Below are 15655 nucleotides of genomic sequence, written 5' to 3' on the forward strand. Positions count from 1 at the left end.
GCAAGCCGACCCTAGGCGCCTCGACGCCACCCGCGCCATCCTGCCCGGCACCGAACGCGTCACCATCGCCGACGTCCGCCGCGCCGCCCAGGAGGTGCTGCTGGACGACCGCATGTGGATGCTGGAGATCAAGCCGGCGAAGTAACGGTCAAATTCCTCCCCCAGCGCGCAGCGCGGTTCGGGGGAGGTGGATCGCAGGCTCGCCTGCGAGACGGAGGGGGCCTGGCCCGTGCCGCTGGCAAGGCCCTAACCCCCTCCACCGCTTCGCGGTCCCCCTCCCCCGGTGGGGGAGGAATTGAAAAACGCAGAATGGGCCCGCGTCGCCGCGAGCCCCTCCGCAATTTCAAACCTGGCTGATCGGCCCTAGTACACGATCCCGCCGACCCCGCCGTCCAGGCTCATGGCGGTGGTCACCGACACGGAGCTGCTCTCGCGATCCTCTTCCTCGCGATAGGCCGTGTAGGTCTCGGTCATGATCATGGTCAGGACCTTCACGCCGGCGCCGAACCGGCGCAGCAGCGAGCGTTCGTTGCAGTCGCGGCCGGGCTTCTGCGGCCGGCATTCCACCTTGCCGCCGGGCAGATGGACCAGGGCGTCGCCCTTGCGGCAGACCTTGGTCTGGCCGCCGCCGAAATCGATCTGGCCGTTATACTCGGCGATGGTCCAGGACAGGTAGGTCCCGGCGATGCAGCGATAGAGCTCGCCCTCATAGGCGTCATCGATGTCGCGGTCGGGGGTGACCTGCGACGCGGGATGGGGAATTTCGCGGTCGTCGACGCAGAAGGCCTGGATCACCACCCGGCGCGTCTTGCTGCGCGTCGCCTGGTAGCTGGTCTTCTTCATCCGCCGCCCGGTGTCGACATAGAGGCCCTGGATCATGCCGGTGGACATCGGGGGCGAATAGCCGCCGCCACCGCCACCGCCGCCATAATAGGTCACCGAGCCGGATCCTGCGCCCGCGCCAGATCCGGAGCCGGAACTTGCGCCGGCGCTTGACGCCGCGTTGGCGATGGCGACGTTCACACTGGAGACATTGACGTGGACGCTGGTGCGCGGGCCGTTGTCACAGCAGGGCGGGGTCGGCGGCGGCGGCGCCGGAGGCGGGGTGCAGCAGGGGGGCGTCGGCGGGGTGATGCAGCAGGGCGGGGGCGGGGGCGTGCAGCACACCGGGGGCGGGGCGCAGCACTGGGCCAACGCCTCGTCCGGGGCGGCGCTGCCCAGGAACAGAAGTCCAAATCCGAGCACCAGGCCGAGCAGGGTCGAACGCATCGTCATGGGACGGCCCCTCCTCGTCAGGCCACCTGTTAAGCATGCAAGAACCGCGCCGCACATCGCGGCTGGCCCCGCCTGCCAAGCCGAAGCGTCCCGATTGGAGACGTCCGGCGACTGGTCCGCATCTTTCTGCAAGCCCCATGCGGTCGATTCACGCCGCGGGCAGGGCTGCATCCGGATGTCGGTGTTCCATTCAAATACAGAACGGTTGATAGACTATTGGCGAACGCGCGGTGGTGATGGCCGTTTGCCGCTCCGCAGCGACATCAGCCCGGCCGACTTTTCCGAAATCATCGCCCAGGTCTTCATCCTCGGGCGCGCCAGGTCGGGGGTCTATCCGGTGCGCCTGGCCGGCGGCTTCGTCGCCGAACTGCACCAGCGCGACCTTCGCCAGCAGAACGGCCTGTCCCTGGTGCGCGAGCGCGACCGCTTCAATCTGCACACCGCCCTGGAAACCGCCTGGCGCCGCCCCGAACCCATCGTCGCCACCGTCGAGGTGCTGACCGAAGGGCCCAGCCTGGCCATGGAGGTGCTCTTCGCCCCCCTGGCGGGCGCGGGCGGCTCGGTCGACCGGTTCCTGGGCCTCTACCAGCCGCTGGGCATGGTCTCACGCCTGCGCGGCCTCCCCGCCCAGCCCTTCGCCGTCCGCGACATCCGCGGCATGGGCCCCGCCAACGAGGAAACTCCCCGCCTGCGCCTCGCCACCCTCGACGGCCGCCACGTGGCATAGAAAATCCCTTCTCCCCCTGCGGGAGAAGGACCCAACCACGCCACCCACACTTTCTTCGCGCGTTTAAATCCTCGGGAAAGCCTGTCGGCTTTAGACTGCGTACCCGGAGGAAGCGCAGATGGAACATCCACTGAGCGCCCCAAGACACTGGCTCGCGGGCGCGGCCATCATCTCAAGCCTCGGCGTGTTCGCGCCCTGTGCTCACGCCCAGGATATCCCCGCCCAGGCCGCCGCCTCGCCGCAGCGCAACGAGTTCGTCTCAGCCATCGGCCAGCCGCTCGCCGACTTCAACATCAACCAGGCCGAGATCCACGACAGCCTGCGCAAGGCCGCCCACGGCCCCTATGCCGCCCTGGCCGGCTGCGCCGCCATGGCCAGCGAGATCGCAGGCCTCGATGAGGCGCTAGGCCCCGACCTCGACGTCGCAGCGCTGAAGACCACCAAGCGCAGGATGGCGTCCCGCGCCGCCGCCGGCGCGATCCGCCGGCTGTCGGTCAGCTGGATTCCCATGCGCGGCGTCGTGCGCACGGTCACCGGCGCCGAGGCCCACGCCCGCAAGGTTCAGGACGCGGCCCTGGCCGGCGCCGTGCGCCGCGCCTACCTCAAGGGGCTGGGCGAACGCGACGGCTGCGCGGGCGCCATGCCCAGGCGGGCCCTGGTGGAGCTGGAGATCATCGAGACCGAGCAACTCGCCATCCCGGCCCTCGACGCCCCCACCCAGGTCGTGGCGCTGGACACGCCGTAAGGGCCGGAGCTTTCCTCTGCTTCACGGCGGAGGATGAGCCTACCCAACCTCCGCCAGCGCCCGCGGACTTTCCGCTGCGCGACAGAGGAGGAAATCGCTCAGCGACGTGGGCTCATAGCTGCGCGGTCCCCCTCCCCAATAGAATCGCATGACACAGGCGGTTTCGCGCGTTTCATGCCTCATGGCTTCGAAGACGCGCGACCTGGCGACCCCTCACGACCGCAATTCGCGGCTGCAACGCCTGCGGGCCTGGCTGCGTCACCTGTTCTACGGCGAGAGCCCCGGCGCCATCCGCTTCCGCCTCGGCGTCATCGCCCTGGACTTCGTGCTGATCGGCTTCTTCATCATCACGCCGATGGTGCGCGACCGGCCGGTCTTTCTGATCCTCGACTATGTGATCGCGGTGATCGTGGCCATCGACGTCGCAGCCCGCACCCTGGCCGCCCCCCACCTCGCCCACTGGCTACGGCGGCCGACGTTCTGGATCGACCTGGCGGTGCTGATCACCCTGCTCTTCCCGCTCTGGCTGGCCAACTTCGCCTTCCTGCGGGTCCTGCGCCTTTGGACCTTGTTCCACAGCGACTTCTTCTGGGAGACCGTGGCCCGGCGCTACGACAACACGCGCTGGGAGGAGACCAGCAAGGCCCTGGCCACCCTGGTGACCTACCTCTTCATCGTCACCGGCTTCGTCTACGCCTTCTATGCGCGCAATCACCCGAACATTCACGGCTATGTGGACGCGCTCTATTTCACCGTCAGCACGGTCACCACCACCGGCTTCGGCGACGTCACCCTGCCCGGCGCCTCGGGCAAGCTGCTCTCCATCCTGATCATGCTGTCGGGCTTCACGCTCTTCGTGCGGCTGGCCCAGGCCCTGCTGCGGCCGCACAAGGTGCTGTTCAATTGCCCCGACTGCGGCCTGATGCGCCACGACCTGGACGCCGTCCACTGCAAGGCCTGCGGCAACCTGCTGAACATCCCGAATGATGAGCTTTGAGGCCTACCCCGCCAGCTTGAGTCGGCTCACCGCCTCGGTGCGGTTGCGCGCGCCGGTCGCCGCGAGGATGGCCTGCACGTGCAGCTTCACCGTGGCGATCGAGATGCCGAGCTGCTTGGCGATCTCCTTGTTGGTGCGGCCCAGCTCGATCTGGGCCAGCACCTCGCGCTGGCGGTTCGACAAGCGCTCGGCGCCGGTCTCGGCGGGCGGCTCGGACCCGGCCTCCAGCTCCTCGAAACAAGGAAAGTACTCCCCACCGGCGAGGACCAGCCTCAGGGCCGCCGCCATCAAGGGCCGTTCCGAACTCTTGGGCAGCAGCGCCCTGTAGCCGTGGCCGTGGGCCAGGCGAGCCAGGGCGAGATCGCGCTGCGAGACCACCAGCACTCGATGGCCGGCCGCGATCTGGGCGCCGCGGGCGATCCAGCGCGCCGGGTCGACCCCCGACGGCAGGTCCAGCAGGATGAGGTCGGGTTTGTGGTCGCGTTCCACCCCCGGCAGGTCAGCGGCCGTCACCACCTCGGCGCCCAGATCCTCGCGCGCCACGGCGGCCAGGGCGTCGCGGCAGAGGGGCTGACTGCTGACAATCACAGCACGCATCGGGATGGTGAAATCTCCTTGGAGCCCATGGGCCGGACAGATGGCCCTGCGGCAACTAGGGTCTTTCCGCCCCCTCGTCACCTGGCCGAGCGGCTAGCCATTCAGCCCCCGGCCCCGCCGCGCCTTGATCTGGCGCAGGAAGCCTTGAGCTTTCGGGCCTGATGGCCAGGCCATGGGTAGGATACCCGACACCCTGGCTTGCCTGGAGACTGAGGGATCGCGGGGGTGATTCGAGAATGCCAGACCAGAAACCCTTGATCGAGGCTGCGCAGGTTCGGGTCCGGGAGGCCCTGGCCCTCGCGCCCTCGACCACCTTCTTCCGCCACGCCTTCTCCCTGCTGGCCCTGGACTTCGACGAGCACCTGCGCCTGGTCTCGGCCGCCGGCGTCACCCGCGAGGGCGCCGACGCCCAATGGCCGGGCAAGGCCGGCGTCGGCCTCGCCGACCTGTTCAACGCCGCAGACGCCGCGACCATCGCCCCCGTGGTGGAGGGCGCGATGGCTGGCCGGGCGGGGATGGCCAAGCTCTCGGCCGCCCTGGGGGAGGGCCGAGTCTTACGGGTCTCCTTCCTGCCGCGCCGCATCGACGGCCAGCAGCGCGGCCTGGTCCTGAGCGTCAACGACGTCACCGCGCGCGAGGAAGGGATCGCCAAGCTGCGCGCCCTGGAGGATCGCCTACGGGCGATTCTCACCCACGCGGCGGACGCCATGATCGTGATCCGACCCGACGGGGTCATCGAAGGGGCCAATGAGGCGGCCGCCCGTCTGACCGGCTGGGCCGAGGACGAGCTGGTGGGCCGCCCGATCCAGATCCTGATGGACGAGCCCTATCACAGCAGCCACCAGGGCCAGATCGAGCGCTACCTCGAGAGCGGGGTCAGCGGGATTCTCAATGTCGGCCCGCGCGCCTTGCCCCTGCGCCACCGGCTGGGCCACATCGTTCCCATCGAGCTCTCCATCGGCGAGGCGGTGATCGGCGGCGAGCGCAGGTTCATCGGCGCCTGCCGCGACATCACCAAGCGTCTGCAGGTGGACGAGGCGCTGAGGGCCGCCAATGCCGAGTTGCGCGGCACGGTCTTCGAGCTGGAGACCCTCAGCGCCGGCCTCGCGACCCAGAAGGCCGCCCTGGAGGCTCTCGCCCTGGAGACGGAAGCCGCGCGCCGGACCGCCGAGGTGGCCAACCAGGCCAAGTCGCGATTCGTCGCGACCATGAGCCACGAGCTGCGCACCCCCCTGAACGGCATCCTGGCCGTCGCCGAGGCCCTCTCGCACCGCGCCCTGGCGCCGGACGACCTGGAGCTGGTCACCATCATCCGCTCCTCCGGCCAGGGCCTGCTGTCGATCCTCAACGAGGTGCTGGACCTGGCCAAGGTGGAGGCCGGCGCCCTGCTGCTGGATCCAGCCCCCTTCTCGCCGGCCGAAGCGGTCACCGCCGTGGGCGACGTCTGGCGCTTCGCCGCAGATGCCAAGGGGATCGTCCTGAAGGTCAGCGTCAGCCGCCTGCCCGCGACCCTCCTCGGCGACGCCGGACGCCTCCGCCAGGTGCTCTCGAACCTGGTCAACAACGCCATCAAGTTCACCGACCGCGGTCAGGTCACCCTGGCCGCCCGCCGCATCGGCCGCGGCTCGAACCTGCGCTTCGAGGTCACAGACAGTGGCCCCGGCATCGAGGAGGACCAGCGGGAGCGTCTGTTCGATCCCTTCATCCAGGCCGACGCCGGCACGACGCGCAAGCACGGAGGCACGGGCCTGGGCCTGACCATCTGCCGCGAACTCGTTACCCTGATGGGCGGGCGCATCTGGGCGGAGAACGCGCCGGAGGGCGGTGCCCGCATCGTGTGCGAAATTCCCTTCGAGATCACCGAGGCGGCCGCCCCGCCACCGCCGAGCGCTGCGCTCCGCCAGCCTGGGGGCGTTCCAGCCTCCGGCGACCCGCTGATTCTCATCGCCGAGGACCACCCCCTGAACCGCCGCGTGGCGGGCATCGTCCTGGAGGGCGCAGGCCTTCGCTACGAATTCGCCGAGGACGGCGCCGCCGCCGTCGCCGCGGTGAGAACCGGCCGCTTCGATCTGGTGCTGATGGACGTTCACATGCCCCGGATGGACGGTCTTGAGGCGACCCGCGCCATCCGCGCCCTGCCCGGCCCCCAGTCGGCCATCCCCATCATCGCCGTCACCGCGGCGTCTCCCGACGAGGTGAGCGAATGCCGGGAGGCCGGCATGGACGATTTCGTTTCCAAGCCGATCAGCGCCGCGGCTCTGCTTGAACGGATCGCGGAAAACTTGCCGCCGGCCGACTAGGTTCGAGCAGGGCGGCGTGGCGCCTCAGACCGCGTTGGCCGCGTCGTCGAGGATGCGGGCCACTGCCGTCTCGGCCCAGGCCCGCGCCTTGGGCGCCTTGAAGAGCTTGGTCTGCTGCTGGAAGGCCAGCACACTCCCCGTCACCTCGAAGGCCACCTGTTGGCACATGTCGGCCGGCAGCGGCCCGCCCCGCGGCAGGTCCGCGGCCATGCGCGCCAGGGTTTCCTGCCACTGCAACTGAGACCCCACCAGCAGGTCGTGGATGGCGCCGGGGCGGTCGTCATATTCCTGGGCGGCGACCGAGAACAGGCAGCCGCGCATGCCGGGCTCCCCCTCGATCCAGTCGAACCAGCGGTGGATCAGCAGCTCCATCCGCGCTCGGCCCCGAGGGGTCCTCAACCCCGGCTCCACCACCCGCGCCGTGAAGCGGTTGATGGCCTCCTGCAGCACCGCTAACTGTAGGGTTTCCTTGGATTTAAAGTGCGCGAACAGACCGCTCTTGGAGAGGTTCAGGTCGTCGGCCAACGGCCCCAGCGACAGGCCCGACAGCCCCACCTGCACCGCCCGGTCCAGGGCCTGGCTGACGATCGCCTCACGTGTGGTCGCGCCTTTTCCCATGCCGAGTTTTTAGCACGACCGGTCGTTTTGTCTATCGCGACGCCTCATCGAGGTCGGCGGGTCCTCGCGAACCCCCGAGTCCTCCATCCACGACCACCGACATCAGGCCGCCTGCTGGCCATCCTCATAGACCGGCGCGTCGTCCGCCGGCAGGGCCGGCTTGCCCCGGATCATGTCGGCGGCCTTCTCGGCGATCATGATGGTGGGCGCATTGGTGTTGCCCCCCACCAGGGTCGGCATGACCGAGGCGTCGATGACCCGGAGGCCGGCGATACCGCGCACCTTCAACTCGCCGTCCACCACCGCCATGTCGTCGTCGGCGCCGCCCATCCGGCAGGTGCCGACCGGGTGATAGATGGTCTCGGCGACCTCCTTGATCCAGGCGTCGATCTGTTCATCGGTCTGGACGGCTTCACCGGGAAACAGCTCGGTGGAGCGGTACTTGTCCAGGGCCGGCTGGCGGGCGACTTCCCGCATCATCTTCACGCCCTCGCGCAGGGCGCGGCGGTCTTCCTCGGTGTTCAGGTAGTTGGCGAAGATCGCCGGATCGTCCAGCGGGTTGGCGGAGTTCAGCCCCACCCGGCCGCGGCTCTCGGGCCGCAGCTGGCAGACGTGGAAGGTGAAGCCGTCCTTGGCCACCTGGGTCTTGCCGTGGTTCTGCATGACAGCCAGGACGCAGTGGACCTGCAGGTCGGGACGGTCCAGGTCGGGGCGCGACTTCAGGAAGGCCCCCGATTCCAACATCTGCTTGGAGCCCAGCCCCTTCTTGAACAGCAGATAGTTGATCCCGATCAGCGCGGTCTTGATGCCCTTGCGCGCCGAGAAGACGGTGATGGGCAGCGGGCATTCCCACGACAGCGTCACGTCCAGGTGATCCTGCAGGTTGGCGCCGACCCCTTTCAGGGCATGGACCACCGGGATGCCGTGCTTGGTCAGTTCCTCCGGGTCACCAATCCCCGACAGTTGCAGGATGTGCGGCGACTGCACCGCCCCGGCGCTCAGCAGCACCTCGCGGTCAGCGTGGACCACCTGCTTGACGCCCTTGTCGTCGATGAACTCCACGCCGGTGGCGCGGCCGTTCTCGATGACGATCTTCGTCGTCCGCGCGCCGGTCAGGCAGGTCAGATTCGTGCGCGTCAGGACCGGGTGCAGATAGCCCTTGGCCGCGCTCCAACGCTCGCCGCCCTTGATGGTCAGCTGATACGGCCCCCAACCTTCCTGCTGGAATCCATTGAAATCACTGGTGACCTTGTGCCCAGCCTGACGGCCCGCCTCGATCGTGGCCTTGTAGAGCGGATTGGGGTCCGACGCCTTTGTGACCGCCAGCGGGCCGCTGCCGCCGTGCCACTGGTCGCCGCCACCTTCCAGGCTCTCGGAGCGTTTGAAGTAGGGCAGCACATCCTTGTACGACCAGCCCTGCAGACCCATCTGGCGCCACTGGTCATAGTCGCGGGCGTGGCCGCGGATGTAGATCATGCCGTTGATGGAACTGGACCCGCCCCAGCCCTTGCCGCGCGGCCACCAGAGCTTGCGGTTGTTGAGGTTGGGCTCTTCCTCGGTCCAGAAGCCCCAGTTGTAGGTCCCCTTGGCGCCGATCAGGCCGCCAACGCCGGCGGGCATCCGCACCATCAGCGAATTGTCCTTCACGCCGGCTTCCAGCAGCAGGACCTTGACCGTGGGATCCTCGGTCAGCCGGTTGGCCAGGACGCAGCCGGCCGAGCCCGCACCGATGATGATGTAGTCGTAGCGGTCCATGGCGCGTCCGTCCCCTGGCGAGCTTTATTTAGGCCACCCTTACTGGCCTCGGCGCCTGACACAAGACCGGACGCTGCGTCACCTTGCATAAAGTTGACGCCGGCGTCACGGACGTCGAAACTCCATGATCCAATTGGTTTCCCAGCTCTTCCCGCCGTCATAGGAGAAGGCTTGGCTCCAGCGCGGCGCGTTGGGATCAGCGGTCTGCCAGTCGAACACCACCGCGACCGGACGGTCGCCGTCCATGTCCTGTCCGTGGAAGGTCCCGCGCGTCCCCTCGAAGCGGCCCATCACCGGCGGCTGCATGACGCCATCCCGGTCGGTAATCCACCAGATCGTCCACTCGTCCCGCTCCGGACTGTAGAGCCGGAACGTCATGCCCTTGAACCCCTGCTCGACGAAGTCGATCTCATCGAGGCTGCACATGCCCCCGAGCCGCAGGTCCGAGCGCTGGCGCGCGTCGAACACCTCCCAGTCGACGGAGCCGACGCCACGCCCTTTCAGGCGGCGATTGGTGACGATCCAGTCGCCGTGGTTGAAATCGAAGGCGTGGCGCGAGGTCTGGCGGTCGGCGGACATCAAAGGCTCCTAAGCTGGAGCTTCGATCTACCGCCACCCTGCTGACACCAGGTGGCAGCTACCTACTTGCCCTTCCAGTTCGGCGTGCGCTTCTGAGCAAACGCCATCGGCCCCTCCACGAAGTCCTCGGAGCGGAACAGGGCCGAGATGGCGGGGTAGCGGTTCTGGCCGGCGATGGCGCCCTCCAAGGTCGGCTCGTCGAGGCCACGATAGACCGCCTCCTTCGACGCGCGGATCGACATGGGCGACAGCTCGGCGATCTGGCCCGCCCAGCGGCGAGCCGTGGCCATCAGGTCGGCCGGGGTGCTGACCTCGTTGACGAAGCCCAGCTCGTGGCCCTCGGCGGCGGAGACCCGGCGGCCGGTGAGGATCATGCCCATGGCCCGCTTGGTGCCGATGGCGCGCGGCAGGCGATGCAGGCCGCCGGCCAGGGCGGCCAGACCCACCCGCGGCTCGGGCAGGGCGAAGACGGCGTTGTCGGAGGCCACGATGATGTCGCAGGCGAGCGCGATCTCGAATCCGCCGCCCATCGCCACGCCGTTGACGGCGGCGATCAGCGGCTTGTTGAGGTCAAAGCGCTGGGCGAGGCCCGCGAACCCGCTGGCCGGCATGGCCATGGAACCGCCGGTGGCCTGGTTCTTCAGGTCGTTGCCGGCCGAGAAGGCGCGCTCGCCGGCGCCGGTGATGATGCCGACCCACTGCTCGGGGTCGGCGTTGAAGGCGTTGAAGGCCTCGTCCATCTCGAAGTGCATCGGCGAATGCACCGCGTTCATCACCTCGGGCCGGTTGAGGGTGAAGACCGTGACCGGGCCTTCGCGCTCCACGGAGATGAATTCATAGGCCATCGGGTGTCCTCCCATTGTCTTGTTGGGGGGAAGGCTGGCCGGGCGCCGTGGCGTCCGTCAAGCAGGCTCGGCGCCTGCCGTGCTTGACCGGACGGGCGACCTCCCCCACCAAAAGGCATGACCACGCTTCCAACCCTCGACGGTCCCGCCATTCCCCCCCTCTCCGGCGGCGCGCCGAAAAGTCTCGTGATCCTGCTGCACGGCTACGGATCGAACGGCGCGGACCTGATCGGCCTGGTGCCGCACTGGCAGCACGCCTTCCCCGACACCCTGTTCATCTCCCCGAACGCGCCCCAGGTCTTGCCCGGCATGTTCGACGCTTACCAATGGTGGCCGATCACCAACATGGATGCCCAGGCTCGCATCAATGGGGCGCGGGAAGCCGCGCCGGTGGTGAACGCCTTCATCGATCAGCAGCTGGCCAAGTACGGCCTCACCGAGGACCGCCTGGCCCTGGTGGGGTTCAGCCAGGGGACCATGATGGCCTTGCAGGTCGGCCTGCGCCGCTCGCCCCAGGTGGCGGGCATCCTGGGCTATTCCGGAATGCTGGTGGACGAGACGGGCCTGGACACCGCCAAGGTGAACCCCCCGATCCTGCTGATCCACGGCGACGCCGACCCCATGGTGCCGGTGGCCGCCTTGCATCACGCCGGAGCGACCCTGCAGAAGCTCGGATTCGAGGTCGGCGGGCACGTCTCTCCAGGGCTGGGCCACAGCATCGACCTGGACGGCCTGCAGATGGGCGGAAACTTCCTGCACAAGTTTCTCGCCTGACACAGGCGCGGCTTGGCATCTGAGTTAACCTGGCGATCACAGGCGCCGTTAACGAGCGCCCACATCAGGTGAGGCTCCCCATGGACGACGAACTCAATCCCGCCAGCGCCGACCGCGACTCGCGCCTGACCCGCCGTGGTTTCGCCACCGTCACCATGGCCACCGGCGTCGCCATCGCCGGCGCGGCGCTCGCCGCCGAGGTGGTCGAGACCGACATCACCATCACCACCGCCGACGGCCCCTGCGACGCGGCCTTCTTCCATCCCGCCGGCAAGGGGACCTGGCCCGGCGTGGTGATCTTCACCGACATCCTGGGTCTGCGCCCGGTGTTCCGCGACATGGGCAAGCGCATGGCGGCCGAGGGCTATGCGGTCGTCGTCCCCAACCCCTTCTATCGCACCCGCAAGGCGCCGGTGATCACCGGGCCCTTCGAGTTCTCCAATCCCACCGACCGGGCCAAGCTGGGCGAACTCACCAGCCCGCTGACGCCGGACGCCAAGGCGCGCGACACCGCCGCCTATGTCGCCTGGCTCGACAAGCAGCCTCAGGTGAACGCCCGCAAGAAGATCGGAACCACGGGCTACTGCATGGGCGGCCCCTATACCTTCATGGCCGCGATCAACCATCCGGTCCGGGTGGGCGCGGCAGGTTCCTTCCACGGCGGCGGGCTGGTGGTCGACGGGCCCGACAGCCTGCATCTGCAACTGGGCAAGGCCAGGGCCGGCTTCCTGGTGGCCATCGCCGAGAACGACGACGCCAAGCAGCCGGACGGCAAGGACAAGCTGAAGGCGGCCTTCGCCGCCGCCAAGCTGCCGGCCACGGTCGAGGTCTATCCCGCGCAGCACGGCTGGTGCGTCAAGACCGGCGCCGTCTACAATCCGGCCGAGGCCGAGCGCGCCTGGGCCGCCCTCATCGCGCTCTACGCGCGCGCCCTGGCCTGAGCCGCCAGCCGCTCCAGCCCGCCCAGGGCGATCTGAACGCACAGGTTGACGGCGTCCTCGATCTCGAGCTCCCCGTCGGCGACGCGACTCCCGGCCCGTCCGGTCGCCCCCATCAACATGTCCACGGCGACGATCGCCGGGGCCAGGGGCAGACCATAGGCCCGCCGCGTCGCGCGGACCAGATAGCGGATGGTCTGGTCGCGATTGATCCGGCTTTCGGCCTCCATCAGGGCGGCGGTGGAGGGGTCGGCCAGCAAGGCGGCGATCAACGGGCCACGGTCGCGGACGTGTTCCAGATAGTGCCGGGTGGTCTGGGCGATCAGGTCGGGAAAGGTCTCGGCGCGCAGGGCGGCGGCCATCCCGCGGTCGCCTAGATCCGCCTGTTCCCGCTGCAGAAGCGCGCCCAAGAGGCCGTCGCGCGTGGCGAAATATGTGTAGACTAGCGCCTTGCTCACGTGTGCGGCCCGCGCCAGCCGTTCCATGGTCGCGGCCTGCAGGCCCTCCTGAACGATCACGCGGGCGGCGACGTCGAGAATCTGGTCCCGGCGAGCGGCCGGCGTCAGCCGCGTGCGAATGCGCTCTGTCATGCTCTCCCTATGCCGCGCTCTCGATGCTCAGGTCCAGAGCGGCGAGGAGCCCTTCAAAAGCCGGGTCATGAGGATCAGCCTTGAGACCACGCGCCCGCCTTCGGCGTCGCGCAGGGTGCTCTCGAACCAGGCCACTTCGGTCTTGGGCGATTCCGAGAGGGCGAGCAGCCGACCGTCCGCGAGATAGTCGTGCTCCATGAACACCGGCCCGTCGAGCCACTGGACCTCAATGGCGCCGAACATGCCGACGAAGGCCTCGTCGGGCTTGAACAGCGGTGTCTCCACCTCGCGCATTGCGTCGATGGCGATGGCCGGGGCGGCCACCCGCTCCCCCCACACCGTTGCGTCCTCATATTCCGCCAGCGGCTCGGTGATGAACGCCAGGCGGTTCTCGTTGCGGGACAAGGCCAGGCGCGCGGGAACGCCCAAGCAGGTGTCGCCCACCTTGGACTGCTTGAGAATCCGCAGATCCTCCGCCGGGCGGACGGCCTCCAACTTCTGACGCAGGAAGCTTTCCATATCCGGCGGGCCTGACGCGGCCGTGCCTTCGCAGACCCTTCGGCCCTCGGCGTCCTCCATCCACACCTCAGCGCGCATCCCGCCCTCCACCCGCGGGACCGGAACGCGGGCGAAGACCTGGACCGGTTCCCCGTCGGTGGTGGGGGTGAGGAAATAGAGTGACAGGTTGCCGGTGCGATACCAATCGCGCCCGAACAGCTCGGCCATCAGCGGCGGGAACTGCTCGAAGTGGATGTTTCCAGCCACCGTGCCGCCCTTGAATCCCAGCTTCTGCGCCGTGGCGTCGTCATGGATCGAGCCCTTGGCATGCTTGGAGAAATTGTCGGGACGGCGCACCGGGCCGGCGATGATTCCGTCCTGACGGCTCGTCGTGAAGGGCGCGTGGGACATCTGGACCTCGCTGTCGGTTGACCGGGTGTGGCGGGGCCGGATACTATTGGATGGACCTTACAATAACAATCCGGACTGGCCATGGATCTCGACTTTTCGGCGGAGGAAACCGTCTTTCGCGACGAGGTCAGAGCGCTGATCGCCAGGGTGTTCCCGCCAGACGCGCCCTTCGACGGGTCGGCTGCTGACGAGGCGCGCTGGCATCAGGCCCTGCTGGCCAGAGGCTGGGCCGTGAACAAGTTCCCTGTCGCCTTCGGCGGCCCCGGCTGGACCCCGGCCATGAACTTTATCTGGGAACGGGAGACCGCCGCGGCCGGCGTCCCGGCCCAGGTCGGCGGCATGGGGCCTGGCATGCTGGCGCCGGTCCTATTCGCCTATGGCAGTCCCGACCAGCAGCAGCGGTTCCTGCCGGGCATCGTCGCCGACACCACCCGCTGGTGTCAGGGCTATTCCGAGCCTGGCGCCGGTTCGGACCTCGCCTCGCTACGGACCCGTGCGGTGCGGGACGGCGATGTCTATGTGGTGGATGGCGAAAAGGTGTGGACGAGCGGCGCTCACAAGGCCGACTGGATTTTCTGTCTGACGCGAACCGCCACCGAGGCCAAGCCGCAGGCGGGCATCACCTTCCTGCTCATCGACATGCGCAGCCCCGGCGTGATGGTGACGCCGATCATCTCGATCGACGGCCGTCATGCCTTCAACCGAGTCATCTTCGACGCCGTCCGGGTTCCGGTGGAAAATCGGATCGGCGAGGAAGGTCAGGGTTGGACCTATGCCAAGGGCCTGCTCACCCACGAGCGGACCGGGCAGGCCTTCGTCTCCCTGTCCCTGAACCTCGCCCGCGGCATTCGAATCGCGGCCGCCACGGAAATCTCCGGCTCGCAGGGCGACCGGCTCATCGACGATCCAGGGTTCGCGGGGCGGTTGGCCGTCCTCGAGATCGAGCTGAGAGCCCTGGAGATGACCGAGCTTCGCACCCTGTGGGAGGTCGCGGCCGGCTCCGCCCCAGGCGCGCAATCCTCGATGCTCAAACTGAAGGGCACCGACATCGTCCAGAGGCTGACGGAGCTCTATATGGAGTGCGCCGGCCCCTATGCCGCGCCCTGGTTCCCCGAGGTGGGCGGCGGCGCCGAACCGCTTGGACCGGCCTGGGCGCGCCGGGAAGTGACCCGGTACTTCGAAGGCCGCGCCGCCAGCATCGCCGGCGGATCCGACGAGGTGCAACGCAACATCATGGCCAAGCACGTGCTCAGAATCTGAGCGCGGAACCTTCACCTTGGACGGGCGTTGACGGACTTATCCCCCACGTCCCGGAGACGGTCATGTCCAAGTTTACCGCTACCCTCGCCATGCTTGCCGGCGCGGCTGCCCTCACCGCCTGCACCACCACCGACCCCTATACGGGCATGCCGGTGCGCAACAACACCGGGACCGGCGTCCTGGCCGGCGCCCTGGGCGGCGCGGCCCTGGGCTACCTGACCAACACCAATAGCGGTGAGCAGGGCCGCAAGAACGCCCTGATCGGCGCCGGTATCGGCGCGCTGGCCGGCGGCGCTGTCGGCAACTACATGGACCGCCAGCAGGCTGACTTCCGCCGCTCGCTGGAGGGCTCGGGCGTGCAGATCCGCCGCCAGGGCGACAACATCGTCCTGATCATGCCCAGCGACGTGACCTTCGCCGTCGACCAGTCCGACGTGCAGCCGCGGTTCGAGCCGGTCCTGGCCGACGTGGCCCGCACCCTGAACGCCTATCCGCAGACCACCATCGACATCGTCGGCCACGCTGACTCCAGCGGCGCGGACGACCACAACCAGGCCCTCTCGGAACGCCGCGCCAGTTCAGTGGCCAACTACCTCGTGGGCGCCGGTCGTGTGATGCCGGCCCGTATCTTCGTCGCCGGCGAGGGCGAGCGCCAGCCGGTGGCCAGCAACGGCACACCGGAAGGCCGCGCACAGAACCGCCGCGTCGAGATCATCCTGCGCCCGATCCAGGGCTAGCGGCTTTGA

16 protein-coding genes are annotated in these 15655 nt (G+C 68.5%); 8 read left to right on the plus strand and 8 right to left on the minus strand.

Going from position 1 to position 15655, the window contains the following annotated elements:
* Nucleotides 1-363 precede the first annotated feature (363 nt).
* Complete coding sequence (locus Q7J39_RS16575) at nt 364-1275, minus strand: hypothetical protein (RefSeq protein ID WP_304827651.1); 912 nt, start codon at nt 1273-1275, stop codon at nt 364-366.
* A gap of 175 nt (nt 1276-1450) precedes the next feature.
* Between Q7J39_RS16575 and Q7J39_RS16580 the strand changes: the two genes are divergently transcribed.
* The 3 genes from Q7J39_RS16580 to Q7J39_RS16590 all read left to right on the plus strand — a co-directional run bounded on the left by Q7J39_RS16580 (nt 1451) and on the right by Q7J39_RS16590 (nt 3744).
* The gene (locus tag Q7J39_RS16580) at nt 1451-2002 is read left to right on the plus strand and encodes a PAS domain-containing protein (protein WP_304827654.1); all 552 of its coding nucleotides are present in this window, start codon (nt 1451-1453) and stop codon (nt 2000-2002) included.
* A gap of 118 nt (nt 2003-2120) precedes the next feature.
* Complete coding sequence (locus Q7J39_RS16585) at nt 2121-2747, plus strand: hypothetical protein (RefSeq protein WP_304827657.1); 627 nt, start codon at nt 2121-2123, stop codon at nt 2745-2747.
* Between the two features lie 181 nt (nt 2748-2928).
* On the plus strand, nt 2929-3744 hold the full coding sequence (locus tag Q7J39_RS16590; protein ID WP_304827660.1) for an ion channel: 816 nt from the start codon (nt 2929-2931) through the stop codon (nt 3742-3744).
* A 3-nt stretch (nt 3745-3747) separates the two neighbouring features.
* Here Q7J39_RS16590 and Q7J39_RS16595 read toward each other — a convergent pair whose 3' ends face one another.
* On the minus strand, nt 3748-4341 hold the full coding sequence (locus Q7J39_RS16595; protein WP_304827663.1) for a LuxR C-terminal-related transcriptional regulator: 594 nt from the start codon (nt 4339-4341) through the stop codon (nt 3748-3750).
* A gap of 236 nt (nt 4342-4577) precedes the next feature.
* On the opposite strand from Q7J39_RS16595, the gene Q7J39_RS16600 reads away from it, so the two are divergent.
* The gene (locus Q7J39_RS16600) at nt 4578-6641 is read left to right on the plus strand and encodes a PAS domain-containing hybrid sensor histidine kinase/response regulator (protein ID WP_304827666.1); all 2064 of its coding nucleotides are present in this window, start codon (nt 4578-4580) and stop codon (nt 6639-6641) included.
* Between the two features lie 24 nt (nt 6642-6665).
* Here Q7J39_RS16600 and Q7J39_RS16605 read toward each other — a convergent pair whose 3' ends face one another.
* From Q7J39_RS16605 to Q7J39_RS16620, 4 genes are all read right to left on the minus strand, one after another.
* Nucleotides 6666-7259, minus strand: a complete 594-nt coding sequence (locus Q7J39_RS16605) for a TetR/AcrR family transcriptional regulator (RefSeq protein ID WP_304827669.1) — start codon at nt 7257-7259, stop codon at nt 6666-6668.
* A 102-nt stretch (nt 7260-7361) separates the two neighbouring features.
* Nucleotides 7362-9014, minus strand: coding sequence for a choline dehydrogenase (locus tag Q7J39_RS16610; RefSeq protein ID WP_304827672.1), 1653 nt, complete (start codon nt 9012-9014; stop codon nt 7362-7364).
* A 105-nt stretch (nt 9015-9119) separates the two neighbouring features.
* Nucleotides 9120-9593: a hypothetical protein gene (locus tag Q7J39_RS16615; RefSeq protein ID WP_304827675.1), complete on the minus strand. Its 474-nt coding sequence runs from the start codon at nt 9591-9593 to the stop codon at nt 9120-9122.
* Between the two features lie 62 nt (nt 9594-9655).
* On the minus strand, nt 9656-10438 hold the full coding sequence (locus Q7J39_RS16620; protein ID WP_304827677.1) for an enoyl-CoA hydratase-related protein: 783 nt from the start codon (nt 10436-10438) through the stop codon (nt 9656-9658).
* Between the two features lie 117 nt (nt 10439-10555).
* On the opposite strand from Q7J39_RS16620, the gene Q7J39_RS16625 reads away from it, so the two are divergent.
* Both Q7J39_RS16625 and Q7J39_RS16630 read left to right on the plus strand, forming a co-directional pair.
* Nucleotides 10556-11212, plus strand: coding sequence for an alpha/beta hydrolase (locus Q7J39_RS16625; RefSeq protein WP_304827680.1), 657 nt, complete (start codon nt 10556-10558; stop codon nt 11210-11212).
* 80 nt (nt 11213-11292) lie between these two features.
* Nucleotides 11293-12153, plus strand: a complete 861-nt coding sequence (locus Q7J39_RS16630) for a dienelactone hydrolase family protein (RefSeq protein ID WP_304827683.1) — start codon at nt 11293-11295, stop codon at nt 12151-12153.
* On the opposite strand, the gene Q7J39_RS16635 is transcribed toward Q7J39_RS16630, so the two are convergent.
* On the minus strand, nt 12132-12740 hold the full coding sequence (locus tag Q7J39_RS16635) for a TetR/AcrR family transcriptional regulator (protein ID WP_304827687.1): 609 nt from the start codon (nt 12738-12740) through the stop codon (nt 12132-12134). The genes Q7J39_RS16630 and Q7J39_RS16635 overlap by 22 nt on opposite strands.
* A 27-nt stretch (nt 12741-12767) precedes the next feature.
* Entirely contained in the window at nt 12768-13649 is an 882-nt protein-coding gene (locus Q7J39_RS16640; RefSeq protein ID WP_304827690.1) for a hypothetical protein, read from the minus strand.
* 81 nt (nt 13650-13730) lie between these two features.
* On the opposite strand from Q7J39_RS16640, the gene Q7J39_RS16645 reads away from it, so the two are divergent.
* Complete coding sequence (locus Q7J39_RS16645; protein WP_304827693.1) at nt 13731-14909, plus strand: acyl-CoA dehydrogenase family protein; 1179 nt, start codon at nt 13731-13733, stop codon at nt 14907-14909.
* Between the two features lie 62 nt (nt 14910-14971).
* Nucleotides 14972-15646, plus strand: a complete 675-nt coding sequence (locus Q7J39_RS16650) for an OmpA family protein (RefSeq protein ID WP_304827696.1) — start codon at nt 14972-14974, stop codon at nt 15644-15646.
* The last annotated feature ends 9 nt before the right edge of the window (nt 15647-15655 follow it).

Origin of the sequence: Phenylobacterium sp. (assembly GCF_030651185.1) — a bacterium.
Lineage (GTDB): Bacteria > Pseudomonadota > Alphaproteobacteria > Caulobacterales > Caulobacteraceae > Phenylobacterium.